22 protein-coding genes are annotated in these 23,188 nt (G+C 73.1%); 7 read left to right on the top strand and 15 right to left on the bottom strand.

The genetic code is table 11. The features are described 5' to 3' along the window. Positions 1–3 precede the first annotated feature (3 nt). The 4 genes from ACH4SI_RS41160 to lnt all read left to right on the top strand — a co-directional run bounded on the left by ACH4SI_RS41160 (position 4) and on the right by lnt (position 6,664). Complete coding sequence (locus tag ACH4SI_RS41160; RefSeq protein WP_398305905.1) at positions 4–1,518, top strand: sugar ABC transporter ATP-binding protein; 1,515 nt, start codon at positions 4–6, stop codon at positions 1,516–1,518. Between the two features lie 31 nt (positions 1,519–1,549). Next, the gene (locus tag ACH4SI_RS41155) at positions 1,550–2,554 is read left to right on the top strand and encodes an ABC transporter permease (RefSeq protein WP_398305902.1); all 1,005 of its coding nucleotides are present in this window, start codon (positions 1,550–1,552) and stop codon (positions 2,552–2,554) included. A 37-nt stretch (positions 2,555–2,591) separates the two neighbouring features. Then, positions 2,592–5,033: a SpoIIE family protein phosphatase gene (locus ACH4SI_RS41150; protein WP_398305869.1), complete on the top strand. Its 2,442-nt coding sequence runs from the start codon at positions 2,592–2,594 to the stop codon at positions 5,031–5,033. Positions 5,034–5,188: 155 nt separating this feature from the next. Next, the gene (gene lnt / locus ACH4SI_RS41145; protein WP_398305899.1) at positions 5,189–6,664 is read left to right on the top strand and encodes an apolipoprotein N-acyltransferase; all 1,476 of its coding nucleotides are present in this window, start codon (positions 5,189–5,191) and stop codon (positions 6,662–6,664) included. Positions 6,665–6,678: 14 nt separating this feature from the next. Here lnt and ACH4SI_RS41140 read toward each other — a convergent pair whose 3' ends face one another. Together ACH4SI_RS41140 and ACH4SI_RS41135 are read right to left on the bottom strand one after the other, a co-directional pair. After that, positions 6,679–7,590 carry a Gfo/Idh/MocA family protein gene (locus tag ACH4SI_RS41140; RefSeq protein ID WP_398305866.1) on the bottom strand — a complete coding sequence of 304 codons (912 nt, stop codon included), beginning with the start codon at positions 7,588–7,590 and terminating at the stop codon, positions 6,679–6,681. 51 nt (positions 7,591–7,641) lie between these two features. Next, complete coding sequence (locus ACH4SI_RS41135; RefSeq protein ID WP_398305863.1) at positions 7,642–8,850, bottom strand: FAD-dependent monooxygenase; 1,209 nt, start codon at positions 8,848–8,850, stop codon at positions 7,642–7,644. Between the two features lie 76 nt (positions 8,851–8,926). On the opposite strand from ACH4SI_RS41135, the gene ACH4SI_RS41130 reads away from it, so the two are divergent. Beyond that, positions 8,927–9,571 carry a TetR/AcrR family transcriptional regulator gene (locus ACH4SI_RS41130; protein WP_398305860.1) on the top strand — a complete coding sequence of 215 codons (645 nt, stop codon included), beginning with the start codon at positions 8,927–8,929 and terminating at the stop codon, positions 9,569–9,571. Positions 9,572–9,611: 40 nt separating this feature from the next. Next, entirely contained in the window at positions 9,612–10,124 is a 513-nt protein-coding gene (locus ACH4SI_RS41125; protein ID WP_398305857.1) for a DinB family protein, read from the top strand. A gap of 24 nt (positions 10,125–10,148) precedes the next feature. Here the strand turns inward: ACH4SI_RS41125 and ACH4SI_RS41120 are convergent, their stop codons facing one another. Continuing rightward, positions 10,149–10,610, bottom strand: coding sequence for a hypothetical protein (locus ACH4SI_RS41120; protein ID WP_398305854.1), 462 nt, complete (start codon positions 10,608–10,610; stop codon positions 10,149–10,151). Between the two features lie 102 nt (positions 10,611–10,712). Next, a complete protein-coding gene (locus tag ACH4SI_RS41115) occupies positions 10,713–11,693 on the bottom strand; it encodes a helix-turn-helix transcriptional regulator (protein ID WP_398305851.1) in 981 nt (326 codons plus the stop codon). A 99-nt stretch (positions 11,694–11,792) separates the two neighbouring features. Between ACH4SI_RS41115 and ACH4SI_RS41110 the strand changes: the two genes are divergently transcribed. After that, positions 11,793–12,200 carry a DUF3224 domain-containing protein gene (locus ACH4SI_RS41110; protein ID WP_398305848.1) on the top strand — a complete coding sequence of 136 codons (408 nt, stop codon included), beginning with the start codon at positions 11,793–11,795 and terminating at the stop codon, positions 12,198–12,200. On the opposite strand, the gene ung is transcribed toward ACH4SI_RS41110, so the two are convergent. From ung to ribA, 11 genes are all read right to left on the bottom strand, one after another. Then, on the bottom strand, positions 12,185–12,880 hold the full coding sequence (gene ung / locus ACH4SI_RS41105; protein WP_398305845.1) for a uracil-DNA glycosylase: 696 nt from the start codon (positions 12,878–12,880) through the stop codon (positions 12,185–12,187). The two genes, ACH4SI_RS41110 and ung, sit on opposite strands and share 16 nt — an antisense overlap. Before the next feature lie 113 nt (positions 12,881–12,993). Continuing rightward, positions 12,994–13,758, bottom strand: coding sequence for an SDR family oxidoreductase (locus ACH4SI_RS41100; RefSeq protein WP_398305842.1), 765 nt, complete (start codon positions 13,756–13,758; stop codon positions 12,994–12,996). Positions 13,759–13,778: 20 nt separating this feature from the next. Next, positions 13,779–14,540: a 3-oxoacyl-ACP reductase FabG gene (gene fabG / locus ACH4SI_RS41095; RefSeq protein WP_398305839.1), complete on the bottom strand. Its 762-nt coding sequence runs from the start codon at positions 14,538–14,540 to the stop codon at positions 13,779–13,781. Positions 14,541–14,686: 146 nt separating this feature from the next. After that, on the bottom strand, positions 14,687–15,106 hold the full coding sequence (locus ACH4SI_RS41090) for a DUF3037 domain-containing protein (RefSeq protein ID WP_398305836.1): 420 nt from the start codon (positions 15,104–15,106) through the stop codon (positions 14,687–14,689). Next, positions 15,079–15,903 (bottom strand): HipA family kinase, encoded by an 825-nt coding sequence (locus tag ACH4SI_RS41085; protein WP_398305833.1) that lies wholly within the window; start codon positions 15,901–15,903, stop codon positions 15,079–15,081. Before ACH4SI_RS41085 ends, ACH4SI_RS41090 begins: the two co-directional genes overlap by 28 nt. 289 nt (positions 15,904–16,192) lie before the next feature. Next, positions 16,193–16,780 (bottom strand): class I SAM-dependent methyltransferase, encoded by a 588-nt coding sequence (locus ACH4SI_RS41080; protein ID WP_398305830.1) that lies wholly within the window; start codon positions 16,778–16,780, stop codon positions 16,193–16,195. Beyond that, complete coding sequence (locus ACH4SI_RS41075; protein WP_398305827.1) at positions 16,777–18,108, bottom strand: flavodoxin family protein; 1,332 nt, start codon at positions 18,106–18,108, stop codon at positions 16,777–16,779. The genes ACH4SI_RS41080 and ACH4SI_RS41075 overlap by 4 nt, the downstream gene beginning before the upstream one ends. Positions 18,109–18,544: 436 nt before the next feature. After that, positions 18,545–19,639, bottom strand: a complete 1,095-nt coding sequence (ribD, locus tag ACH4SI_RS41070) for a bifunctional diaminohydroxyphosphoribosylaminopyrimidine deaminase/5-amino-6-(5-phosphoribosylamino)uracil reductase RibD (protein ID WP_398305896.1) — start codon at positions 19,637–19,639, stop codon at positions 18,545–18,547. A gap of 89 nt (positions 19,640–19,728) precedes the next feature. Further along, the gene (locus tag ACH4SI_RS41065) at positions 19,729–20,763 is read right to left on the bottom strand and encodes a formylglycine-generating enzyme family protein (protein ID WP_398305824.1); all 1,035 of its coding nucleotides are present in this window, start codon (positions 20,761–20,763) and stop codon (positions 19,729–19,731) included. Positions 20,764–20,839: 76 nt separating this feature from the next. After that, positions 20,840–22,528 (bottom strand): WD40 repeat domain-containing protein, encoded by a 1,689-nt coding sequence (locus ACH4SI_RS41060; protein WP_398305821.1) that lies wholly within the window; start codon positions 22,526–22,528, stop codon positions 20,840–20,842. After that, on the bottom strand, positions 22,525–23,103 hold the full coding sequence (gene ribA, locus ACH4SI_RS41055; protein WP_398305818.1) for a GTP cyclohydrolase II RibA: 579 nt from the start codon (positions 23,101–23,103) through the stop codon (positions 22,525–22,527). Before ribA ends, ACH4SI_RS41060 begins: the two co-directional genes overlap by 4 nt. Positions 23,104–23,188 lie beyond the last annotated feature (85 nt).

Genomic DNA, 23,188 nt, shown 5'->3' with positions numbered 1-23,188 from the left:
GGGATGGCCACCGGGCGGCCACCGCTGTGCGAGGCGCGCGGGATCACCAAGCGGTACGGGCCGACGGTGGCCCTGCGGGAGGCGGGGATCACCGTCCGGACGGGCGAGACCCACGCCCTGGTCGGGCGCAACGGCGCGGGCAAGTCCACGCTGGTGGCCGTACTCACGGGGCTGGAGCGGCCGGACGCGGGCACGGTGTGGTTCGAGGGACGGCCCGCCCCCGCCGCCGCGGACCGGGCGGCCTGGCGCCGCCGGGTGGCCTGCGTCTACCAGCAGTCCATGATCATCAACGATCTGACGGTGGCGGAGAACCTGTTCCTGGGCCATCAGCCGGTCCTCCCCCGCACCTCGGTGATCAGCTGGCGGGGGACCCGCCGCCGGGCCCGCGCGCTGCTGGACGCGTGGGGCGTCCCCGTGCACGAGGGCGCGCGGGCCGGGGATCTGAGCGTCGAGGACGCCAAGATGGTGGAGATCGCGCGGGCGCTCTCCCGGGGCACCCGCTTCGTCATCCTGGACGAGCCCACGGCGCAGCTCGACAGCCGGGCGACGGCGCGGCTGTTCGCGCACATGCGGCGGCTCCAGGACTCCGGGGTCACGTTTCTGCACATCTCGCACCATCTGCGCGAGGTGTACGAGGTCTGCCAGGCCGTCACCGTCCTCCGGGACGCCCGCAGGATCGTCACCGCGCCCGTCGGCGAACTGCCCACCCGGGCCCTGATCGAGGAGATGACCGGCGAACCGGCCGCCCCCGCCCGGCCCGGCGCGGCGCCCCGGCCGGGCCCCTCGGGGCCGGTGGCGGTGCGGGTCGAGCGGCTCAGCAGCGCGGCCTTCCACGATGTCGGCCTCACCGTCGGGGCCGGTGAGGTGGTGGGCCTTGCCGGGCTCGCCGGCTCGGGCAGCCATCAGCTGGGCGAGGCGCTGGCCGGGCTGCACCGGCCGACCGCCGGCCGGATCGAGATCTTCGGCCGTCCGCTGCGGACCGGCAGCGTGACCGCGGCGCTCGCCGCCGGGGTCGGCTGTGTGCCGCGCGACCGGCGGACGCAGGGACTGATCCCGCAGCTGTCGGTGGCCGACAACATCACGCTGCCCATCGGCGACCGGCTCGGCCCCCGGGGACTGATCCGGCCGTCCGCCCGGGACGCGGTGGCGCGCCGCGCCATCGAACGGCTCGGCATCACCACCCGGGGCCCGGCCCAGCCGGTGACCGCGCTGTCCGGCGGCAACCAGCAGAAGGTCGTCATGGCCCGGGCGCTGGCCACGGATCCCCGGGTGCTGGTGCTGATCGACCCGACGGCGGGGGTGGACGTACGGTCCCAGCGCGATCTGCTGGAGACCGCGCTGCGGGCCCGAACCGAGGGGCGCGCGGTGCTGATCGTCTCCGACCAGCTGGGGGATCTGCGGGCCTGTGACCGGGTGCTGGTGATGGTGGGCGGCTTCGTCACCGTCACCCACCGGGCGGGCTGGACCGACCGGGAACTCGTCGCCTCGATCGAAGGGGTCGCACTCGGCCATGGATGACGCCCATGAATGACGCCCTCGGACGATGCCCATGAATGACCTCGCCGCGCCGCGGGCCGGCCGCGCCCGGCGCCTGGCCCCGGGCCGGATCCGCGATCTGGCGCTGCTGCCCGCGGTGGTCCTGCTGCTGGTCATCGGCGCGGTCGGCAACCCCGACTTCCTCGACCGGGACAACCTGGTGAACATCCTCGGGGCGTCCTCGGCGCTCGGGCTTCTGGTGCTCGCCGAGGCGATGATCCTGATCAGCGGCAGGATGGATCTCTCCCTGGAGTCGATCGCGGGCCTGGCCCCCGCCCTCGGCTTCCTGGTCGTCATCCCGGCCTCCTCCTCCGGCTTCGGCACCGAGCTGCCCACCTGGGTGGGGCTGCTGGTCATCCCGCTGGCGGGCGCGGGGATCGGGGCGGTCAACGGGGCGCTGATCGTGGGGCTCGGGCTCAACGGGTTCATCGTGACGCTGGCGATGAACATCGTGCTGCGCGGCGTGCTGATCGGCCTGGTCTCCGGCAAGACGCTGTTCAACGCGCCGGACGCGTTCTTCTTCCTCGGCTCGCGGGAGTGGCTGGGGGTGCCGGTCTCGGTGTGGGTGACCGCGCTGTGCTTCGCGCTGGCCGGGTTCGTGCTGCGCTACCACCGGCTGGGCCGCGCGGTGTACGCGATCGGCGGCAGCACCCCGGCCGCCCGGGCTGCGGGCATCCGTACCGCGCGGGTGGGCTGGACGGTGCTGATGGTCGGCGGTGCGCTGGCGGGGCTGGCCGGTCTGGTCATCGCGGGGCGGGTCGGCGCGGTGGGCGCCAACCAGGGCAGCGGGCTGATCTTCACGGTGTTCGCGGCCGCGGTGATCGGCGGCATCAGCCTCCGCGGCGGCCGGGGCTCCCTGCTGGGGGCGCTGCTGGGGACCCTGTTGCTGGGCATGCTGGAGAACCTGCTCACCCTCGCCCAGGTGTCGTCCTTCTGGATCCAGGCGATCTACGGCGGGATCATCCTGCTCGCCCTGGTCGTCGCACGATTGACCACCGGGGAGGCCCAGGAGTCATAGTATTAAGGGAAATATCTGCGTAGATGGGACGGGTGCGATGGCCATTCCCGAGGGAATCGCGCCGACCGAAGCGCATGTCCCGTTCGACATGGCCGATGCGGCGACGGCCCTGCTCGATGCCACGGGGACCGTCGTCGGCTGGACCACGGCGGCGGAACGGCTGCTCGGCTATCCGGCGCCGGAGGTGCTGAAGCGGCCCGCCACGATGCTGCTGGCGGCCCCGGAGGACGCCGCGAAGGCGGTGTCCATCGCCGAGCAGTGCGCCGAGCACGGCGGCTGGGGCGGGCTGCTGGAGGTCCGGCACCAGGCCGGCCACCGGCTCGCGGTCGGCCTGCGGGTCTCCCCGGTCACCGGGCTGGGCGACGGCACCTGCTGGCTGATCTCGGCGATCGACGTGGCGACGATCCCGACCTGGGCGGTCAGCGGATCGCTGCTCCAGGCGTTCCTGACCCGCTCCCCCATCGGCATGGCCGTGCTCAGCCCGGACCTGCGGTACGTGTGGATGAACGACACCCTGGAGCGCTACGGCGGCGTCCCGCGCGACCAGCGGCTGGGCCGCCGGATGGCGGACTCGCTGCCGGGCCTGGACACCGCGGCCCTGGAGGCGAAGATGCGCCAGGTGCTGGAGACCGGCGTCCCGGTGATCGACTACGAGTACCGCGGCTGGACCATGGCCGAGCCGCACCACGAGCACGCGTACTCGACCTCCTTCTTCCGCCTCGACGACGCGGACGGCCATCCGGTCGGCGTCTGCTACATGGGCATCGACGTCACCGACCGCTGGCGCGCCCGGGAGCGGCTGGCCCTGCTCAGCGAGGCCAGCGAGCACATCGGCAGCACCCTGGACGTGATGCGCACCGCGCAGGAGCTGGCCGAGTTCGCGGTGCCCCGGCTCGCCGACTTCGTCACCGTCGACCTGCTGGACTCCGTGCTGCGCGGCGAGGAGCCCTCGGCCCAGCGGGCCCGGGTCCTGCCCCCGTTCCGGCGGGCGGGTCAGGCCTCCATCCACGAGGGCTGTCCGGAGTCGATCGCGGCACCCGGGGACGCGGTCGCCATCTCCCCCGAGTCGCCGTTCGCGTGCAGCTTCCTGGAGGGGGAGGCCATCCTGGACCCGGAGCTGGACGCCTCGCTGGGCGCGTGGGCCGACGACGACCCGGCCCGGACGCGGAAGGTCCGCGAGTTCGGGATGGGCTCCCTGATGGTGGTCCCGATCTGCGCGCGCGGCACCATCCTGGGCGTGGCCTCGTTCGTCCGCACCCGGCATCCGGACCCCTTCGAGGCGGACGATCTGGTGCTCGCCGAGGAGCTGGTGACGCGCGCCGCGCTGTGCGTGGACAACGCCCGCCGCTACAGCCGCGAGCACACCGCGGCCCTCGCGCTGCAGCGCAGTCTGCTGCCGCACGCCCTGTCCGGCGGCCAGGCCCTCGAGGTGGCCTCGCGCTATCTGCCGACCGACGCGCGCAACGGGGTCGGCGGCGACTGGTTCGACGTCATCCCGCTGTCCGGGGCCCGGGTGGCGCTGGTGGTCGGGGACGTGGTCGGGCACGGCATCACCGCGGCGGCCACCATGGGCCGACTGCGCACGGCCGTGCACACCCTCGCCGACATGGACCTGCCACCCGAGGAGCTGCTGGCCCATCTGGACGACCTGGTCATCCGGCTCACCGAGGAGGAGTCCGCCCAGGAGGGGGTGGGCGCGGCGGTGCTGGGCGCCACGTGTCTGTACGCGGTGTACGACCCGGTCACCCGGCGCTGCACGATGGCCAGGGCCGGCCATCCCATGCCCGCGGTGGTGGACCCCGGCGGCGCGGTCTCCTACCCGCCGCTGCCCGCCGGTCCCCCGCTGGGGCTCGGTTCGCTGCCGTTCGAGTCGGCGGAGCTGGAGCTGCCCGCGGGCAGTCTGATCGCGCTGTTCACAGATGGCCTCATCGAGACCTGCGACCAGGACATCGACGTCGGGCTCGGCCGGCTGAGCAACGCCCTGGCCCAGCCCGGGCTGCCGCTGGAGGAGCTGTGCTCGACGGTCATCGACACCCTGCTGACCCGTCCGCAGTCGGACGACGTGGCGCTGCTGCTGGCTCGTACCAACACCCTCGGCGCGGGCCACGTCGTCTCCTGGGACCTGCCCTCCGATCCTGCCGTGGTCGCGAACGCCCGCTCCCTCGCCCTCCACCAGCTCGCCGAATGGGGCCTGGAGGAGCTGGTGATGACCACCGAGCTGATCGTGAGTGAGCTGGTCACCAACGCCATACGGCACGGCACCGGCCCCATCCGGCTGCGGCTGATCCGGCACGAGGTGCTGATCTGCGAGGTCGCGGACGCCAGCAACACCTCCCCGCGGCTGCGCCACGCCCGTACCACCGACGAGGGCGGCCGCGGCCTGTTCCTCGTCGCGCAGATGACCCGCCGCTGGGGCACCCGCTACACCGAGGGCGGCAAGCTCATCTGGGCCGAACAAGACCTTCCGGGCCGGGCATGAGGCACACTCCGGCGCATACCCGCCCTATCCATGATCCCTTCCCTCCCGCACACTGGTCCTGTGCCAACGGGAGGGGGGCATTCGGCGTGCGCGAAGGGGACGGCGACGAGGACGGCGAAGGGGGCCGGTGGAGGCGGCGGCTCGCCTCCCGGTGGATGCGCGGCGGCGCCGCGGTGTTCGCGGGCGCGCTGCCCGCGCTGTCGTTTCCCGCGCCGTCGCTGTGGTGGTTCGCGTACGTCGCCCTGGTGCCCTGGCTGCTGCTGACGCGCTCCGCGCCCACGGTCCGGCGAGCGGCGTACGACGGCTGGCTGGGCGGGGCCGGGTTCCTGCTCGCGGCACACCACTGGCTGCTGCCGAGCCTGCACGTCTTCATCGTGCTGCTGGCGCTGCTGCTGGGACTGTTGTGGATGCCGTTCGGCGCGCTGACGCACCGGCTGCTGCACGGCCATCCGGGACCCGGCCGGGCGGGCGCCGCGCTGGTGCTGCTGCCGTCGGCGTGGCTGCTGGCCGAGCTCGTACGGTCTTGGCAGTACCTCGGCGGGCCCTGGGCGCTGCTGGGGGCGAGCCAGTGGCAGGTGCCGGTGGCGCTGCGGCTGGCGTCGGTGGGCGGGGTGTGGCTGATCGGCTTCCTGCTGGTCATGGTGAACGTCGCGCTCACCCTGCTGATCGCGCTGCCCCGGGCCCGTACCGTCGCGGCGGCCGGGCTCACCGCGTGCGGCGCCGCGGCGGCCGGGGTGTGGGCGTGGGCGCCGGTGCCGCAGGCGACCGGGACCACGCGGATCGCGGTGGTGCAGCCCGGGGTGATCAAGGGGCCGACGCCGCGTCTCGAGCGCAGCGTCGAGCTGACCCGGCAGCTGGCCGGCCGCCATCCGGACCTCGTGGTGTGGGGCGAGAGCAGCGTCGGCACGGATCTCGGCAACCGGCCGGAGCTGGGGAAGCGGCTGGGCGCGCTGTCCCGTTCGGTGGGCGCCGACCTGCTGGTCAACGTGGACGCGCGGCGCAGCGACCGGCCGGGGATCTACAAGAGTTCGGTGCTGATCGGGCCGAACGGTCCGACCGGGCAGCGCTACGACAAGATGCGGCTGGTCCCGTTCGGCGAGTACATCCCGGCCCGGCCGCTGCTGGGCTGGGCCACCTCGGTGGGCAAGGCGGCCGGTGAGGACCGGCATCGCGGCACCGAGCAGACCGTGATGCGGCTGCCGGGGGGCCTGCGGATCGGGCCGGAGGTCTGCTTCGAGTCGGCGTTCCCGGACATGAGCCGCAATCTGGCGCGGCGCGGGGCGCAGGTGCTGGTCGTCCAGTCGGCGACCTCGACGTTCCAGCAGAGCTGGGCGCCCGAGCAGCACGCCACGCTGGCCGCGCTGCGCGCCGCCGAGACCGGGCGGCCGATGGTCCACGCGACGCTGACCGGGGTCAGCGCGGTCTTCGGCCCGCGGGGCGAGCCGGTGGGCGGGCGGATGGGCACCGACGCGAGCGCGGCGACGGTGTACTCGGTGCCGCTGGCGAAGGGCACCAGCCCGTACGTGCGGACCGGGCCGCTGACGGTGTACGCGGCGCTGGCCGCGCTCGCCGCTTACGGCGTGGTGGAGGGGGCGCGGCGAGTGAGCCGAAGGGGCGCGCCGCTGTCGTAAGGGACCTGAGGCGGTCAGGCGCCGTTCCCGAAGCCCTCGGCGTCCCTGATCACCCGCTCGCACAGTTCATGGGTGCGCAGCGCGTCCTCGGCGCCGAGGCGCCTGCCGGTGCGCACGGCGTCGAGGAAGGCGTCGGTGATCTGCTCGATGCCGCGCTGCCGGGCGACCGGCACCCAGTCGCCGCGGCGGCGCACGCTCGGCTGCCCCTTGTGGTCCACGATCTCGGCGAGGTTGGTCACCTGCCGCTTGGTGTCCTGGCCGGAGACCTCCAGGATCTCCTCGGTGGAGCCGCTCATCCGGTTCATCACGCCGAGCGCGGTGAACCCGTCGCCGGCCAGCTGGAGGACGACGTGGTGCAGCAGCCCGTCGCGGCTCCTGGCCGTCACGTCGATGTGGTCCACCGGGCCGGGAACGAGGAAGCGCAGGGTGTCGACGACGTGGATGAAGTCGTCCAGGACGAGGGTGCGCGGGACCTCCGGGAGGCCGACGCGGTTCTTCTGCATCAGGATCAGATCGCGCGGATGGTCCAGGCACTGCGCGTACCCGGGGGCGTAGCGCCGGTTGAAGCCGACCATCAGGCTGACGCCGCGGTCCTCGGCCAGCCGCACCAGCCGCTCGCTGTGGCCGAGTTCGTACGCGAGCGGCTTGTCGACGTAGGTGGGCACCCCGGCGTCGAGGAGCCGGGTGACGAGCCCGGCGTGCTCGGCTGTCGGGGCGTGCACGAACGCGGCGTCCAGGTCCGCCGCGAGCAGCGAGTCGAGGGTGGCGTGGCGCTGGGCCTCGGGCACCCGGTGGGTGTCGGCGACCCGCTGGAGGGTGGCGGGGGTGCGGGTGTGCAGATGCGGCTCAAGACCGGGCCGCGCCATGAGCACGGGCAGATAGGCCTTCTGCGCGATGTCGCCCAGACCGATGCAGCCGACCCTCACGATGCCTCCTGGTGTTCCACTCGCCGGGCCCGGTGGCCGCGTCCACCCTACTCAGGACGGCCGCCGGAGCGCCGGGGCCTGCGGTTCCGGGGGGCGCCAGTCGGCGATGCCGTCGAAGCCGCGCAGCAGCAGACCGGGGGCGAGGCGGGTGGCGGCCGCGACGGCGGTGTTGCGGAGGGCGACCGCGGGGGCGCTGGTCAGGGAGATCGCGCGGGCGGCGCGCGCGGCACGGCGTACGACGTCCGTGGTGCGCGGCAGCCGGTCGCGGGTGTACGCGGCAAGGGCACCGGACGGGTCGGCCGCCGGGTCGGCGACGTGCGGTGACAGATGGTGGGCGAGGACGACGGCGTCCTCGATGGCCTGGTTGCCGCCCTGCCCCAGGGTGGGGGCCATGGCGTGGGCCGCGTCGCCGAGGAGGGCGGTCCGGCCCCGGTGGTGGGCGGGCAGCGGTTCGGTCATGGCCCGGACGTCGTGGCGCAGGACGGCGCCGGGTTCGGTGGCGGCGAGGATGTCGGGGACCGGCCGGTGCCAGTCGCCGAAGAGCCGGAGCAGTTCGGCCTTCTCGTCGTCGGGGGCGCGCCCGCCGGGGGCGGTGAAGGCCGCCGCGTACGCGTAGACCCGGCCGTCCCGCAGCGGCTGACTGCCCCAGAGCCGCCCCCGGCCCCAGGTCTCATGGGGTGCGAAGGGGCGCTCCGGGGCGGGGACGACGACGCGCCAGGTGGTGAATCCGGCGTAGCGGGGCCCGGGGTGGCCGGGGAAGAGCGCGCGGCGGACCGCCGAATGGACGCCGTCGGCGCCGACCACGAGGTCGGCCTCGCGCTCCCCGTCCGCCGTGACCACCCGGGCCGGGCGGCGGGCGTCGCCGGGGTCGGCCAGTTCGGCGGCGGCGCCGGTGCGTACGCATCCCTCGGGCAGCCGGGAGGCGAGCAACGCGACGAGGGTGGCGCGGTGGAGCAGGACCACCGGGCCGCCGAACCGCTCGGCCGCCGCCGCGCTGTCCATGCGGGCCAGCCACCGCCCGCCGGGGGTGCGCAGCCCGCCGCCGCCCTGCCAGGCGGCCAGCGCCCGGACGTCGTCGCCGAGGCCGAGGATGTCGAGGGCGCGCTGGGCGTTGGGGGCGAGCGCTATCCCGGCGCCCACGGGGTCGAGGGTGGCGGCGCGCTCCAGGACGGTGACGGACCAGCCGCCGCGGTGCAGGGCCGCGGCGGCGGTGAGCCCGCCGACTCCGGCACCGATGACGACGGCACGGGGCTGTTCCATGATTCCTCCCGGGTCCACTACAGGTGTAGTGACACCGAGGCTACTACACCTGTAGTACGGAGGGTAGGTTTGGCGTATGACCGTTGATCACACCCCCGCCCGCACCCCCGCACCGGGCGGATCCCGCGCCGAGCTGATCGCCGACAGCGCCCTGGCCCTGCTGGCCGAGCGGGGCATGCGCGGGCTGACGCACCGGGCGGTGGACGAGGCGGCCGGGCTCCCGCCGGGCTCGACCTCGAACCACGCCCGCACCCGCGCCGCCCTGCTCAAGGCAGCCGTCCGGCGGCTGGCCGAGCGGGAGGCACAGGTGCTGCGGCCCGGCGAGATGACCCATCCGGGCGACGGCCCCGGCGGGCTCGGCGGCGGCGCCGCCGATCCGATTCCCCCGCTGGCCGACGCGCTCGCCCTCGCGCTGCACCGCTCGCTCGTCCAGCAGCGCGATCTGCTCATCGCTCGGTACGAACTGGCGCTGGAGGCGACCCGCCGGCCCGAGCTGCGGGAGTTCTACGACGCGACGGGACGCGGCTTCCGCGAGCCGCTGGAGGCGCTGATGATCTCCGTGGGCTCCGGCGAACCGCGGCGGCACGCCCAGTCGCTCGTCGCCTGGTCCGAGGGGCAGATGTTCAGTTGCGCGGCCGGGGCCGACCATGCCGCGCTCCCCGAACGAGCCGCGCTGCGCGCCGGGTTCGAGGAGCTTCTGCGCGGGATGCTGGGCCAATAACCCGTCGCGCGACGGTGGCCCGGTCGTCATGATGCTCCCCATGACGACTGCCGAACGCCAAGAGGCGCCCACCACCGGCGATGAACGCACCAGCCTGGAAGGATGGCTGGACTTCCACCGCGCGACCCTGGCCCTCAAATGCGAGGGACTCGACGACAAGCAGCTGCGCGAGGCGTCCGCGCCGCCGTCCGGGCTCAGCCTGCTGGGGCTCGTACGGCACATGGCCGAGGTCGAGCGCAGCTGGTTCCGGCGGGTGCTGGAGGGCCAGGACGCCCCGCCCATCTGGTACAGCGAGGAGGATCAGGACGGCGACTTCCGGGTCACCGAGGCGGACACCGGCGAGGCCGCCTTCGCGATCTGGCGGGAGGAGGTCACCGAGGCCCGCGCGGCCGCTGCCCGCCACTCCCTGGACGAGGTCGTCGCCCGGCGCGACCACCGCCGCGAGGACTTCAACCTGCGCTGGATCTACCTCCACATGATCGAGGAGTACGCCCGCCACAACGGCCACGCCGACCTCATCCGCGAGCGCATCGACGGCGTGACGGGCGACTGACAGGGGCCGGCGACCGACCGGGGCTCACATCGCGAGCCGCTGCGCCAGCCGCGCGATCCCGGCCCGCACCCGGTCCCCGTACGGATCGTCGCCCAGCGTGCCCGCGTATCCCCGGGCCAGCGCCAGCTGGCTGCGCGCCGCCGCCTCCTGGCCGAGCTTCGCGTAGTCGGCGGCCAGGTTGAGGTGGAGGGCCGGGTAGAGGGCGCGCAGCCGGGGGGCGGCGGTGCGGGCGCCGGGCCCGTCGGCCGCGGCCAGGGCCAGCAGGTCCCACAGGAGCTCATCGGCCGGATCGTCCTGGGTGTCGGCGAGATAGTGGGCGAGGGCGCAGCGGTGGAACGGGTCACCGTCGCCCTCGATCTCCCGCCACAGCGCGGCCAGCCGGTTGCGTGCCTCCTCGCGGTCACCGCCCCGGTGCAGCATGACCGCCTGCCCGATCCGGGTCAGCACGGCGTCGTCCTCCGGCGCCTCCCGCCGTACGTCGCCCATCCGGTCCTCCCGCCTGCGCCCCGCCGCCGGTACCTGCGGCCGACGGTAGCCGGGGAGCCGTACATCCCCCGTCAGGCGGGTCCATCGGGTCAGTCCGGCGGGTCAGTCCGGCGGCCAGTACCGCTCGGCCAGTTCGGTGACGGCGCGGGCGACGGCCGCCCGCAGCTCGGGCGGACCCAGCACCTCGGCGTCGGTGCCGAGCCGCAGCATGTCGTCGACCGCGACGGGCAGCGACTCCACCGGCAGCACCACCCGCGCCCTCCCCCGATCGTCGGGCGGGCCCGCCCCGTCGGCCGCCACCGCGCCGACCGCGCCGAACTTCATCGGCAGCAGCCGCAGGCCCCGCTCGGTCAGCAGCAGTTCGGCCTCGCCCTGGAAACGCGCGGCCTCCATGGCGCGCGCCGACTCCTGCCAGTAGGCGGCGAGATCGAACCCGGCGGGGCGCTCGAAGACGTCCTGGAGCACCTCGGCGGCCAGGATCCGCGCCACCCGGTAGCTGCGGATGGTGTCCTCCACTCTGGCCACCAGGTACCAGATACCGCCCTTGAGGACGAGGCCGAGCGCGTGCAGATCGCGGTGCACCTCGCCGCGCCAGCGCCGGTAGTGCACCCGCAGCACCCGGCACCGCCATGCGGCCTCGGCCGCCGCCGCGAGGTACGGCACCGGCTCGGCGTCCCGGAACCAGCCGGGCGCGTCGAGGTGGAAGCGCTCCTGGATGCGGCGCGACCGCTCGTCCAGCTCGGGCGGCAGCGCGGCCCGCAGCTTGAGCTGGGCGGTGGTGAGGTCCGCGCCGAGGCCCAGTTCGGCGGCCGGTCCTGGCATCCCGGCGAGGAAGAGCGAGTCGGCCTCGTCGCCGGTGAGCCCGGTCAGCCGGGTGCGGTAGCCGTCCAGCAGCCGGTAGCCGCCGGCCGGGCCGCGGTCGGCGTACACCGGCACGCCGGACGCGCTCAGGGCGTCGATGTCGCGGTAGACGGTACGGACCGACACCTCCAGCTCCGCGGCGATCTCCGGCGCGGTCATCCGGCCCCGGTTCTGGAGAAGGAGGAGCAGGGAGAGCAGACGGTCGGCGCGCATGCGGTCCATTGTGCGCCCGTACCTGACAGAAGATGTCAGGTACGGCGGACAGAATCCTTCTCACCAGCGCACGGGCACCCGCGCACGGCCTGATCGAAAGGACCCGCCATGACCACGCACGCCACCGGTACCTTCACCTTCGCCGACTGGCAGGAGAAGCCGGTCGGGGAGGCCGCGGGCGGAGCGAAGCTCGCCCACGCCACCGTGACCAACGGCTACTCGGGCGCGATCACGGCGTCCGGCACCTCCTGTCAGTACGCCATCGTCTACCTCGCCGACAACACCGGTGGCTTCTCGGGCCATGAGCTGGTGGACGGGCGGCTCGACGGGCGCCGGGGCAGCTTCGTCCTCGCTCAGCACGGCACCTTCGGCGAGGACGGCACCGTGCAGTGCACCATCGAGGTGGTGCCGGGCTCGGGCACCGGCGAGCTGGCAGGGCTCACCGGTGCGGGCTCCTTCACCGCTCCGAAGGGCATCGAGGCCGTCCGTTACGCCCTCGACTACGAGCTGGGCTGAGACGGTCCGAGGTCGGGGATCCGCCAGTCGATGGGCGTGTGGCCCTGGGCCTTCACCGCGTCGTCGATCTGGGTGAAGGGGCGCGACCCGAAGAACTTCTTCGCCGACAGCGGCGAGGGGTGCGCCCCCTTCACCACCGCGTGCCGCTCCTCGTCGATCAGCGGCAGCTTCTTCTGGGCGTAGTTCCCCCACAGGACGAAGACGGCCGGGTCGGGGCGGGCGGCGACCGCGCGGATCACCGCGTCGGTGAACTTCTCCCACCCCTTGCTCTTGTGGGAGTTGGCCTCGCCGCCCCGGACCGTCAGCACCGCGTTGAGCAGCAGGACGCCCTGCCGGGCCCACGGCATCAGATAGCCGTTGTCCGGGACGGGGTGGCCCAGCTCCTCCTTCATCTCCTTGTAGATGTTCCGCAGCGACGGCGGGGTTTTGACGCCCGGCCGCACCGAGAAGCACAGCCCGTGCCCCTGGCCCTCGCCGTGGTACGGGTCCTGCCCGAGGACCAGCACCTTCACCTGGTCGTAGGGCGTGGCCTCCAGGGCGGCGAAGACCTCGTCGCGCGGCGGGTACACCGGCCCCTTCGCCCGCTCCTCCTCGACGAACTCGGTGAGCTCCTTGAAATAGGGCTTCTCCAGCTCCTCGCCGAGGACACCGCGCCAGGACTCGGGCAGCTCGTAGGCCACGTCAACAACCTCCGGTCGTGTTCCGTTTACGGGCACGAACCTACCGGCGGCCACTGACAACGCCTCATGCGGATCGGCGCCGAGCCGTGGCGGCGCCGATCCGTGGCGGTCGGTCAGCCGACGCCCGCGTTGAGGAAGATACCGCCGTCGAGGACGAGCGTCTGGCCGGTGATCCACGCGGCCTGCTCGGAGGTGAGGAACGCGGCCGCGCCCCCGACGTCCTCCGGCACGCCGAGCCGCCCCAGCGGATACGCGGCGGCGGCCTCCGCCTCCCGCCCCTCGTACAGGACGGTGGCGAACTTCGTCTTCACCACGGCGGGGGCGATCGCGTTGACCCGCACGCCCGGCGCGAACTCGTGGGCGAGCTGCGCCGTGAGGTTGATCATCGCGGCCTTGGACACGCCGTACGCGGCGATGAACGGCGAGGGGGACATCCCGGCGACCGAGGCGATGTTGACGATGGCGCCGCCGTTCTCCTTCTGCCACGCCTTCCACGTCTGCTGGGCGAAGCCGAGCGCCGAGACGACGTTGGTCTCGAAGACCTTGCGCATCACCGCGAGGTCGAGGTCGGCGATGGGCGAGTAGACCGGGTTCGTACCGGCGTTGTTGACGAGGTAGTCGACGCGCCCGAACGCCTCCATCGCGCGCTCGACGGCGACCGCCTGGTGCGCCTCGTCGTGCGCCTTGCCGGGGACGCCGATCACGCGGTCGGCACCCAGTCGCTCCACGGCCTCCTTCAGGGCGTCCTCGTTGCGGCCGGTGATGCACACCCGGTCGCCGCGCGCCACCATGGCCTCGGCGATTCCGTAGCCTATGCCGCGGCTCGCCCCGGTGACGAGCGCGGCCTTCCCGCTGTCCGATGCGATCTCTTTGGTCATGGGGTTCGTCAAGCTCCTGATCAGTTGAGCGGTCCGCCGGCCACGTACATCACCTGGCCGGAGACGAACCCGGCGGCGTCCCCGGTGAAGAAGGCGACGGCGTTCGCGATGTCGTCCGGCTGGCCGACGCGCTGCACCGGGATCTGGCTCGCGGCCGCCTTCTGGAAGTCCTCGAAGCCCATGCCGACGCGCTCGGCGGTGGCGGCGGTCATGTCGGTGGCGATGAAGCCGGGCGCCACGGCGTTGGCGGTGACGCCGAACTTGCCCAGCTCGATGGCGAGGGTCTTGGTGAAGCCCTGCATACCGGCCTTGGCGGCGGAGTAGTTGACCTGGCCGCGGTTGCCGAGGGCCGAGCTGCTGGAGAGGTTGACGATCCGTCCGAATCCGGCGTCCACCATGTGCTTCTGACAGGCGCGCGACATCAGGAACGCGCCCCGCAGATGCACGTTCATCACGGTGTCCCAGTCGGACTCGCTCATCTTGAAGAGCAGATTGTCGCGGAGCACACCGGCGTTGTTCACCAGGATCGTCGGCGCGCCCAGCTCCTCGGCGACCCGCCCGACCGCGGCCTCCACCTGCCCCGCGTCGGACACGTCGCAGCCCACGGCGATGGCCTTGCCACCCGCCGCGGTGATCTTCTCCACGGTCTCCGCGCAGGACGCCTCGTCGATGTCGAGCACGGCGACGGCGCGGCCCTCCTCGGCCAGCCGCGCGGCGGTCGCCGCGCCGATGCCGCGGGCCCCGCCCGTCACGATGGCGACACGCTGCTCGTTGGTGGACATGCGGGTTCTCCTCGCCTCGGGTAGCGGCTCACCGTTCCGGTACCGGGCAGTGAGCAACCGCTTAGTCTCTTCAGTGGACGAGACGCTATGAGGCCCGCCGCCCCCTGTCAACGACCCGCTGTGATGCCCTTGCTCACCCTCGCCCGTCAGCGCACCAGAAGGTCGAGCAGCCGCTCGACCTCCGCCTCCGCGTCCGTCGTCAGCCCGGTGTGCACCGGGCCCGGCTGGACGACCGTGGAGCGCGGCGCGACCAGCCAGCGGAACCGCCGCCCCGGGGCATCACCGGCCGCCTGTCCTGCCTGCTCTCCGCCGCGGCAGACGCCCTCCACCGCGTGCAGCGCGGCCCGTACGCCCGCCACGTCCGCCGACGGGTCGAGCGCGAGCAGCCGCGTCTCGTCCAGATGGGTGCGGGCCGCCACGAAGGACGTCGCACGGCAGTAGACGACGACGCCCGCGTTGATCAGCTCACCGCGCTCCACCCGGGGAACGACGCGCACCACCGCGTACTCGAAGACTTCCCGGCCCTGGTGCAGCCCGCTCACTTCGCTGCCTTTCCGTCGACCCATACGCGCAGCCAGTCGGGAGCCTTCGACGGCCCGTCACCGGAGCGCTCCCCGATCGTGATCATTTCACCCACGGCCGCGGCCCGCTCGCCCAGCACACGCACATAGGCGCGCCGCACGGCGTCCGGGCTGTCGAAGCCGGGCTCGTCGGCCAGCCACTCGTCGGGCACGTCGGCGGTGACCTCGGTCAGCAACTCCTCGGTGATCCGCGGCGCGAGCGTGGCCGCGGCCGCGGCCACGTCCGGGGCGAAGGACGCGAGTACGTGGTCGGAGGCGTCGTACGGCTTGGTGGCGGCCACGTCCAGACCGCGCCAGCTGTGGTGCCAGATCATCGTGGCGCCATGGTCGATGAGCCACAGCTTGCCGTGCCACACCAGCAGGTTGGGGTTGCGCCAGGAGCGGTCCACATTGCCGACGAGCGCGTCGAACCACACCACCCGCCCGGCCTCCGCCGCGCCCACCTCGAAGGCCAGCGGATCGAAGCCGAGCGAACCGGGCAGATAGTCCATGCCCAGATTGAGCCCGCCGCTGGCCTTGAGCAGCGCCTGCACCTCCTCGTCCGGCTCACTCAGCCCGATCACCGGGTCGAGCCGGATCCGCGCCAGCTCCGGGACGCGCAGCCCCAGCCGACGGCCCAGCTGTCCGCAGATGACCTCGGCGACGAGGGTCTTCCGGCCCTGGCCCGCGCCGATGAACTTCATGACGTACGTGCCGAGATCGTCGGCCTCGACGATGCCGGGGAGCGACCCGCCCTCACGCAAGGGCGTGACATAGCGGGTGGCCGTGACTTCGGTCAGCATTTTCCCAGGCTAGCGGACGTACTGGCCTTACAATCCACAATTGGCTCCCTAGGCACACAAGCCGGGGAAGCTACGCAGCCGGTCCATCACAGTGCGCCCCTTGCTGCCAGCCTCAGGCATCTCGGCCCCGGGGAGGACGACCGCGGCGTCCACGTCGTCCGGGTCCAGACCCGTCCAGCTCGGGTTGCCAATCCTCGCTCACCCTGGAGGGCGACCGCCACCCGGCGTCCTGGTACGGCTCGGAACGTCGAGCCGGCATGGCGTCGACGGCTGGGCATGGAAACACTCCTCAGGCTGGGGGCGGTGAACCTGCGTCGTCGGCGGACTTCCAAGCGGTGCAGCGCAGCATCGTCAGCGGCTGATTGGCGAGGTAGTCGTCCCAGAAACCGGGTGCGAATGCGGCAGCCGACGCGTCCGGCACCTCCAGCGGCACCCATGCGACGTCCCGGAAGCCGGCCCTGCCCAGCGCGTCCGCGAGGCTCCGGTGCACCCCGCGGCACATCCGGAACAACGTCTCCTCGTCGTCCGCGTAGTTCAGCAGGTAGACGGCGGTGGCAGCGTCGAACGCCTGCTCGGGGAGCGGGAGTTGCGCTGCGTCCAAGACCTCGTACCGGATGCCCAGCGGGTCCCGCTCCTCGATGTCCCGTGCGGCGGCGACCATTTCCCCGGAGATGTCGACGCCCAGCACGTCGGCCGCGCCCAGCCGCTTGATCGACCGGCTGTAGAAGCCGGTGCCGCACGCCAGGTCCAGCACGCTGCGCCCGGCCAGGGGGCCCAGCATGCCCAGGAAGCTGGGCACTTCGGAATACCGGGCGAGCGGCAGGGTCTTGAACCCCTCGTACGCCTCGCCGATCTCGTCGTACTGCTGCACGGTCATGACGTCGCCTTTCCCGCGATGTGATGGGTGCGGTCGGTGCGCCGGGTGTGCTCGATGTGGGGATCCTCCCGGGTGCCGGAGACCGGCAGCCGGCAGGGGGCCCGGTCCGTGCGGCGCAGCAGGTCGCCGACCACGGCGGCCCGCTGCCCCTGGTACCGGACCGCCTCCAGGGCCGCGGGGCTCGGCAGGGCCCCGTGCGAGAGGGCATGGGCGCTGCCGTACGGATTGCCGCCCGCCGCGAAGGACGCCGGGTCGGTGTAACCGGGCGGGGCCACCACCGCCCCGCCGTGGAACAGCAGGTGGTGGATGGCGAGCAGTGCCGACTCGCTTCCCGCATGGGGCTGCGGGGTGACCACGAAGGAACTCGCCGCCTTGTCGGTCAGCGGCCCGGCCCCCTCCGGCAGCTGCTGCAGGAAGTCCACCAGCGGGGCGGCCGGCGCGCCGAGCCGGGCGAGCGAGCCGAACACCACCGCGTCCGCCCACTCCAGGTCCCGCTTCGTCGCCGGGAGCGCACTGGGCGGACCCTTGACGGTGGAGCGCGCCCCGCCGGGGACGGTCGCGCCGTCCGGCACCCGGCGCAGTCTGACCTCCGCCCCCAGCTCCCTGGCGCCGGCCGCGCACTCCTGGGCCATTACCCGGACCGTGTCGTGGAGGGCATGGTGCACGACGGTGACGCGGGCGGGGCCGCGCATCGGCCGGGGTGAGGAGAGGCAGCGCGGGCGCGGGGTGCGCGCGGCGAACTCCGCGAGTCGTGCGCCCTGTGCCCGGGCGGTGTCCACGTCCAGGGCCGATTCCTGCTCCTCGCTGCGGTAGTTGACCGAGAGTCCGTAGGGATTGCTGCTCGCCCGGGCGTGCCCCGGGTCCGTGAGGTCCGCGCCGAGCACCCAGGAACCCCAGTGCCAGGCGGTCTGGTACAGGCTCAGCAGGGTGGCTTCCCGTCCGCCGTAGTCGCACTCGGCGGAGGTCATCGCGGTCACCACCCGGTCGGCCAGCAGACCGCGCGCCCACAGCCGGGCGGTGGAGTCCAGGAAGCGTTTGAAGGGGGCGGAGACGTTCCCGAAGTATGTCGGCGTCGCCAGAACCAGGCCGTCCGCCCAGCGCACGTCCTCCGGCGAGGCCACGGAATGCTCCGTGTCGACCGCGGCGTGCCGCCGCCGCTGCGACGGGCCCGGCCCGTCGTCCACGACCCGAAGCAGCCGCACCCGGGCCCCGCGTGCGGCGGCCCCCTCGGCGGCGGCGACGGCCAGCCGGAGCATGGTGCCCCGGCGGCTGTGGTAGATCACGGCGACCCTCGGCATGGTGGCGGGGTGGCGCCGGGTGCTCGTCATGCGGCTCTACCTTCTTCCTGGTTCTGCCCCAGCCATTCGCAGGGTTGTGTCACCCAGGGGAGCCGGGTGTGGCTTTCATGCGGCTGCCGGCTGTGGCTCGGGAGGCTTGGCCGCCCGGCCCCCCATGACGTCTCGGCCGCCGATGGGGAAATGCGAACAGGTCGCTGTGTACAGCAATGCCTGCGAGGTCGTCCGTGGTACGCACTGCACGCACGCTGTCGCGGCGGGTGGCCAACGACGAACTCGAGCTGCTGAAGCTCGTCGGAGACGTCCTGGACCTCGCCGAAGGCAGGGATGTCACCTGGGCGCTGGACATGGCAGGCGGCGGCCCCGGCGTCGCGGGCGAGACGGCCATCGCGAAGATGGTGCACACCCTGGCGAAGGAGGTGATGGCCCTCAACTCCAGCGGCTGCCGCCCCGGGCCCGCCGGCGGCCGTCACCCGGAGTCCGGACGCGGCTCAGGACGCAGCTCCGCCGCGGTGCGCGTGCGCAGTACGCAGCGCAGGTCCTCGCCCAGCCGGTCGATCTCGCCGAACTCGAAGCGCAGGCCGTCCGCGAGGCGGTCGGCGCCGAATTCGTCCAGCACCGGGCGGCCGTTCGCCCCCAGGAACAAGGGCGCCAGGTAGCAGACCGCCCGGTCCAGCATTCCGCGGCGCGCGAACCCCGCGGCGAGCGCCGCCCCGCCTTCCAGCAGCACCGAGCGCAGCCCCCGCCGGTAGAGCTCACGGCTCAGCGCCGTGAGGTCCAGGCCCTCCGTGTCGTACGGCAGGGCTACCGTCTCGTGCCCGTGCGGAAGCCGCGCCGCCACGGCGTTCTCGGCGGTCACCACCAGCGTCGGCGCGGCGGCGTCCAGCACCCTGGCGTCCGGGCGGAGCACCCCGTCACGGCTCAGTACGATCCGCAACGGCGGCTTGCCCAGGACGCCGTGCCGCAGCCCCAGGTGCGGGTCGTCGGCGCGCAGGGTGCCCGCACCGACCAGCACCGCGTCGTGCTCGGCGCGCAGCCGGTGGGCATCCGCACGGGCCTCGCTGCCGGTGATCCAGCGGGAAGTGCCGTCGGCCGCGCCGCTCCTGCCGTCCAGGGTGCCGCCGAACTTCCAGGTGACGCAGGGGCGTTCCCTGCGTACCGAGGTCAGCCACAGCTCGTTGGCGTGCTCCGCCGCCTCGCGCCGGACGTCTCCGACCACCTGCACCCCGGCGGCGCGCAGCAGCGCGGCGCCCCCGCCGGCCCGGGGGGTGGGGTCGGGCACCGCGTACAGCACCCGGGCCACCCCGGCGGCCAGCAGCGCGCCGGTGCAGGGGCCGGTGCGACCGGTGTGCGTGCACGGTTCCAGGGTGACCACAGCGGTCGCCCCGCGCGCCCGCGCGCCCGCAGCCCGCAGCGCCTCCACCTCCGCGTGCGGGTTGCCCGCACCCCGGTGGACGCCCTCGCCGAGGATCGTGCCGCGGGCGTCCAGGAGGACGCAGCCGACGACCGGGTTGGGGCTGGTGCGCCCCAGGTGGGACCGGGCGAGGGCGACGGCCCGGTCCATCGCGGCGTGCTCGGCGGGGGTGGCAGCCGGAGCGGACGCACCGGCCGGGCCTGCGGCGAGGGTGGGCACCTGCCACCCGTCCGTCCCGCTCACAGGGACTCCGCGAGTCGGAAGCCCATGGCGTAGATGTCCCGTTCATACCAGCCGTGCCGGCGTCGGCAGCGCGCCAGGTCGCCGAACCGGGTGAAGCTCCCGCCGCGCGCGATCCGGTAACTGCCCCGGGTCACGGCCAGGTCGTCGTCGACGCGGTCGCCGCCGTCGTAGGGGCGGTACAGGTCGCTCACGTACTCCTCCACGTTCCCCGCCATGTCGTGCACCCCGAACGGCGAACACCCGCCGGGATGGACGCCGATCGGGACTGTTTGCAGCGGGCCGCCCTCCACGGTGTTCGTGCACTGGGGACGGAAGGAGGCGCCCCACGGGTAGGCGCGCCCTTCGCCGCCGGAGGCCGCGTACTCCCACTCGGCCTCGGACGGCAGCCGGAACGCCCGCCCGGTGGCCCCGGCCAGCCACTCGGCGTACGCGTCGGCGGCCTCGGCGGGGACGGTCCACACCGGGTGGTTGGCGAGCAGTTCCGGATACACCCCGAACCGCCAGGAGCTGGGCAGCCAGTGTGCGCCCGTCTCCTCCAGGAACAGCCGGTACTCGGCGTTCGTCACCGGGTGCAGGGCGATCCGGAACGCGGCGAGGTCCGCCTCGTACTGCGGGCACTCCTTGGCGATCCACTCCCGCTCCACCCCGGCGTGCCGCCACTGCTCCAGCACGGAGTCCACCGCACCGGGAGCGAGCCCCAACACCACACGTGCGGCGGGCACTTCGGCCATCGGCGGGGAGTACGAACGCACCCTGGGGTCCCCGATCAGGCCGAGCACGGTGCCGGCCGCATACCGGGTGGTGAACTCCTGCCGCGGGTCCTCGGCCACCGTGACGAGTTCCTCGGGGGTCCTGCCCAGGAGGTCCTGATGGTCGCGCAGTGCCCAGGAGGGGCCGCGCGCCACGAAGGTCTCCGGCAGCCCCATGGCCGCTCGGTCGGTCAGGGTGTTGGGGTTGGCCATGACGACGGGCGGGCGGGCGCCGGGCGTCGTGGCGTCGATGGGGGTGCCGATCGTCGGAGTGCTGGTCATGTCTGTGCCTCCGGAGCATTGGGGCGGTCCGGGAGGCGGGACGTGCCACGCCTCCCGGACCGCTGTCTGTGGGGGTTCACCCGGCGAGCGGGTAGACCTGCCCGTCGTAGGACGCGGCGAGGAAGAGCTTGCGCTCCGCGTCGTAGGCGAGCGCGGAGATGCCCGCCGCGGTCGGACGCGTGTCACGGCTCCACGAGGACGTCGCGCGGTCGTAGATCGCGACTTGCCCGTGGTAACCGCCGGTGGCGATGAGCCGGCCGTCGTCGGAGGCGGCCACGCACTTGATGGAGTGCGTGTGCGGGGTGTCCAGCACCCGCACCCGCTGCTCGGGGTCCCACAGCCGGAGCTTGAGGTCCCGGCTCACACTGGCGAACCAGCCGTCGGCGAGCCCCGCGCACCCATTGGCGATCCTGTCGTGGGCGTCCTCGATCGTGGCCACCTTCTCCAGCGTGGAGGCCCGGTACCAGGTCGCCGACGCGTCCGCCGCCACCGAGAAGATCAGGTCACCCGAGACGGCGACGCCCTTCACCGCGTTGGTGTGCAGCGGCAGATCGCGCACGTGCTCGGCCCGCCCCCGGGCGTCAAGACGCAGTACGAGCCCCTCGCCGGTGTACGCGCCGACCACCGCGTGCTGCGCGCCGTCGTGCTCGAAGGAGGCGGCACAGTTCAGCGGGGAGCGGTGCTGGTACAGCTCCCCGCCGGTGGACGCGTCGAATACCTTGCCCAACTGGCCTCCGGTCAGCACCAGGTCACCCAGTGGTGCCAAGAAGTTGCACAGACTGCCGGTGTCGGCGACCGCCTTGCCGTCGCGGTGCACCGTGCCCGAGTCGCCCACGGTGAGCAGCAGCCCCGAGGGCAACGGCAGGACCGCGTTGACGCCGCCGGTGGGCGGAACCGGGGTGGTGTCCCAGGTCTGTGTCTCGTAGTCGTAGCCGCGGTAGGTGGCGCCGAAGGTGGCGAACACGAGCCGGGAGCCGCCCGCGAAGGCGCAGGAGCGCGGCCACACGTCGTCGGGCAGCGCGGTGGTGCCCATCGGCTCGGGGCGCAGGGAGGCCACGTTCCACAGCCGCATCGTGCGGTCGTAGCTCAAGCTGACCAGCAGGTCCCGCTCGCTGTCCAGGACCAGGCGCTTGATGCCCGCCTCGTGGGCCGGGAGCACCTCGCGGCCGTCGTCGTCGACCACGATGATCTGGCCCTCGTCGTTGCCCGCGAAGATGACGCCGCTGGTGGCGATGGCGATTGTGTCGGTCTCCACCCCGTCCATGTCGAGGTCCGCGAGCAGTTCCCCGGTCGCCAGCGACCACCGCTTGATGGTGCCGTCGTCGCTGGAGGAGATCAGTTCGTCGGCGCTGTGGCTCCACTCCACGGAGATCACGTCGGCGGTGTGCCCCGTGAAGGTCCGCTCCAGCCGGCCGTCGAAGGCGTACACCCGCACCCGGTGGTCGCGCGAGGCCGTCGCCACCAGCTCCTTCGTCGGATGGAACACCGACATCTCGACATCGTCCTCCTGGGCGTCGAAGACAGCGGCCAGACGCAGGTCGGGCACGGTCCACAGGCGGGCCGAGTGGTCGCTGGAGGAGGTCAGCAGGAAGCGTCCGTCGAGGGAGAAGGAGCACTGGTTGGCGAGGTGGTCGTGCAGGGAGCGGGCGAGCGACTCCCCGGTCCGCTGGTCCCAGCAGATGACTTGGTTGTCGTAGCCCGCCGTCGCTACGTAGCGGTCCTGCCAGGCGGCGATTCCACTGATGGGGCCGCGGTGCTGAATCATGCGATCTCCTGCGTGATCTCGATGCAGTGGCCGTGCAGTTCCGCCTTCGCGCGGAGGTAGTGAAGGTTCCGTTCGTTGAGGAAGGCGCCGGTGGCCACCTGGTCGACAATCTCGATGCCGTACTCGCGCAGCTGCGCCGTCTTGTCGGGGTTGTTGCTCAGTAGGCGCAGCCGGGAGACGCCGAGCACGTGCAGCATCTGCGCTGCGGACCGGTAGTCCCGCAGGTCGTCGGAGAAGTTCAGGTGCCGGTTGGCGGCGAAGGTGTCGAGCCCCAGCCGGTCCTGTACGTCGTAGGCGTCGAGCTTGTTGTACAGCCCGATGCCGCGCCCTTCCTGGCGCAGGTACAGCAGCAGCCCGCCGGACGCGGACAGCAGCTTCAGCGACTCCGTCAGCTGCGGGCCGCAGTCGCAGCGTGCGGAGCCGAAGACGTCACCGGTGAGGCACTCGGAGTGGAGTCGGACCAGGGGGGTGTCCGGCGTGGGTCCGAAGGCGAGGGCCAGGTGCTCCTCGCCGTCGCTGAGGCCGCGAAAGGTGGTCACCTGCGCGGACGTGGTGAAGCCGTCGGTGAGTCGCACCGGAACCTCTACTGTGCTCCGGACGGTCACCGCATCTTGTACCTGGCTCTTCTGCGCGGTGGAAGAGGCCGTCGTCCCACCGTTG

The sequence above is a fragment of the Streptomyces sp. NPDC021212 genome (assembly GCF_044332925.1).
Classification (GTDB): Bacteria; Actinomycetota; Actinomycetes; order Streptomycetales; family Streptomycetaceae; genus Streptomyces.
This window is presented reverse-complemented; position numbering and strand designations above follow the sequence as displayed.

What these genes read in the sequence shown, in the direction of transcription:
- ACH4SI_RS41125 (WP_398305857.1), top strand. Translation starts at nt 9,612, where the DNA reads ATGACGACTGCCGAACGCCAAGAGGCGCCCACCACCGGCGATGAACGC.
- ACH4SI_RS41090 (WP_398305836.1), bottom strand. Translation starts at nt 15,106, where the DNA reads ATGGGTCGACGGAAAGGCAGCGAAGTGAGCGGGCTGCACCAGGGCCGG.
- ACH4SI_RS41155 (WP_398305902.1), top strand. Translation starts at nt 1,550, where the DNA reads ATGAATGACCTCGCCGCGCCGCGGGCCGGCCGCGCCCGGCGCCTGGCC.
- ACH4SI_RS41100 (WP_398305842.1), bottom strand. Translation starts at nt 13,758, where the DNA reads ATGACCAAAGAGATCGCATCGGACAGCGGGAAGGCCGCGCTCGTCACC.
- ACH4SI_RS41085 (WP_398305833.1), bottom strand. Translation starts at nt 15,903, where the DNA reads ATGCTGACCGAAGTCACGGCCACCCGCTATGTCACGCCCTTGCGTGAG.
- ACH4SI_RS41130 (WP_398305860.1), top strand. Translation starts at nt 8,927, where the DNA reads ATGACCGTTGATCACACCCCCGCCCGCACCCCCGCACCGGGCGGATCC.
- ACH4SI_RS41160 (WP_398305905.1), top strand. Translation starts at nt 4, where the DNA reads ATGGCCACCGGGCGGCCACCGCTGTGCGAGGCGCGCGGGATCACCAAG.
- ACH4SI_RS41135 (WP_398305863.1), bottom strand. Translation starts at nt 8,850, where the DNA reads ATGGAACAGCCCCGTGCCGTCGTCATCGGTGCCGGAGTCGGCGGGCTC.
- ACH4SI_RS41065 (WP_398305824.1), bottom strand. Translation starts at nt 20,763, where the DNA reads ATGACCAGCACTCCGACGATCGGCACCCCCATCGACGCCACGACGCCC.
- ACH4SI_RS41150 (WP_398305869.1), top strand. Translation starts at nt 2,592, where the DNA reads ATGGCCATTCCCGAGGGAATCGCGCCGACCGAAGCGCATGTCCCGTTC.
- ACH4SI_RS41115 (WP_398305851.1), bottom strand. Translation starts at nt 11,693, where the DNA reads ATGGACCGCATGCGCGCCGACCGTCTGCTCTCCCTGCTCCTCCTTCTC.
- fabG (WP_398305839.1), bottom strand. Translation starts at nt 14,540, where the DNA reads ATGTCCACCAACGAGCAGCGTGTCGCCATCGTGACGGGCGGGGCCCGC.
- ACH4SI_RS41080 (WP_398305830.1), bottom strand. Translation starts at nt 16,780, where the DNA reads ATGACCGTGCAGCAGTACGACGAGATCGGCGAGGCGTACGAGGGGTTC.
- ACH4SI_RS41075 (WP_398305827.1), bottom strand. Translation starts at nt 18,108, where the DNA reads ATGACGAGCACCCGGCGCCACCCCGCCACCATGCCGAGGGTCGCCGTG.
- lnt (WP_398305899.1), top strand. Translation starts at nt 5,189, where the DNA reads ATGCGCGGCGGCGCCGCGGTGTTCGCGGGCGCGCTGCCCGCGCTGTCG.
- ACH4SI_RS41120 (WP_398305854.1), bottom strand. Translation starts at nt 10,610, where the DNA reads ATGGGCGACGTACGGCGGGAGGCGCCGGAGGACGACGCCGTGCTGACC.
- ACH4SI_RS41060 (WP_398305821.1), bottom strand. Translation starts at nt 22,528, where the DNA reads ATGATTCAGCACCGCGGCCCCATCAGTGGAATCGCCGCCTGGCAGGAC.
- ACH4SI_RS41110 (WP_398305848.1), top strand. Translation starts at nt 11,793, where the DNA reads ATGACCACGCACGCCACCGGTACCTTCACCTTCGCCGACTGGCAGGAG.
- ribD (WP_398305896.1), bottom strand. Translation starts at nt 19,639, where the DNA reads ATGGACCGGGCCGTCGCCCTCGCCCGGTCCCACCTGGGGCGCACCAGC.